General features: G+C 75.7%; 1 protein-coding gene and 1 pseudogene. Both read right to left on the bottom strand.

From position 1 onward, the window contains the following. A pseudogene (locus BZL64_RS41655) lies at positions 1-821 on the bottom strand (hypothetical protein); the annotation flags it as partial. 146 nt (positions 822-967) lie between these two features. Beyond that, positions 968-1175 (bottom strand): ComEA family DNA-binding protein (locus BZL64_RS36040; protein ID WP_143663412.1); only part of this gene is annotated, 208 nt, incomplete at its 5' end.

Below are 1175 nucleotides of genomic sequence, written 5' to 3'. Positions count from 1 at the left end.
CCCCCACCCGTCCTCCTTCCCTCGCTCTTCCTCTCTCCGACGTCCACGATCACGAGCACCGGCGCCCGGGTCGTCACCCCAGCCGCCCCGGCCACCCTGTCGGGCCCGCCGATCCTGTCGGGCCCGCCCTCCGCGATGTTCCGCACCTCCCCGTTGATCAGCACCGAATCCGGGGTCATGTGGTTGCCCGTCACCTTGGGCCGGGCAAGCCGCGGGTCCGAGGTCAGCTCCACCTCGGCGGTGACGGTGGCGTACTCGCGCGCCAGCACCGGCACCGGTCCTCTCCGCAGATCGGCTCCATGCAGCCCGGCGGACACCCCGGCGGCGGCCGCGCAGAGCAGCACCGCGGCCCCGGCAGTCCGCGACCACCCGTACCGAGCGCCCGCCGTCCGACTCCGCACCGGACCCGGTGGCCGACTCCGCACCAGACCCGGTGGCCGACCCTGCCCTGGACCCGGTGGCCGACCCTGCGCACTCCCCTGCGCCCGGTCCCTCGGCACGTTCGGCGCGCGTCCCCTCGGCCTCTCCAAGAGAGGCTCACCGCGGACCGGTGTCCGGTCCCTTCCACCCTCCGCCGGCAGCGGCGCCCCGCCGGCGACGGATGCCCGCCCTCTCCGCGCCCAGCTCCCCCAGCCGCCCAGGAGCACCCCGGCCACGAGCACGCAACCGAGCGCCAGGCCACCCGCCAACTGGGGCGAGGCGTCCAGCATCACCGCCGCCGTGGCCCAGGCGGCGAGCGCAGGCGGCACGAGCCGCAGATCGACCGGCCCTTCCCGACGCGGGTGGGAAGCCCCGAGCCGGCTCCCGGAAGCGGCATGCACGGCTCGGCGCGCACGCGGTGGGGCATCGGCCCCGGCCGGCGTTCCTGGCCCGGCCCGGGTCACCGCCACACTCCCGTCCGCCGTGACAGCCCCGCCCACCGCCGGATCCGCCGGGCGGGCCCCGCCTTCTGGAGCTTCCTCGCCCCTCATGGCCGCACCAGATCGCGCAGATCGGAGAATCGTCGCTCGCCGATGCCGTTGACCTCACGCAGTTCGTCGACGGATCGGAACCCACCGTGCTGCGTCCGGTAGGCGACGATGTGCTGCGCCAGCACGGGACCCACTCCCGGCAGCGTGTCGAGCTGGTCCACGGTGGCCGTGTTGAGGGAGACGGGAGCCGGCGGACCCCCGCCC

It is taken from the genome of Streptomyces bobili (genome assembly GCF_002154575.1).
Lineage (GTDB): Bacteria > Actinomycetota > Actinomycetes > Streptomycetales > Streptomycetaceae > Streptomyces > Streptomyces bobili.
The sequence above is the reverse complement of the archived record's forward strand: the minus strand, read 5'-3'. Positions and strand labels throughout refer to the sequence as shown.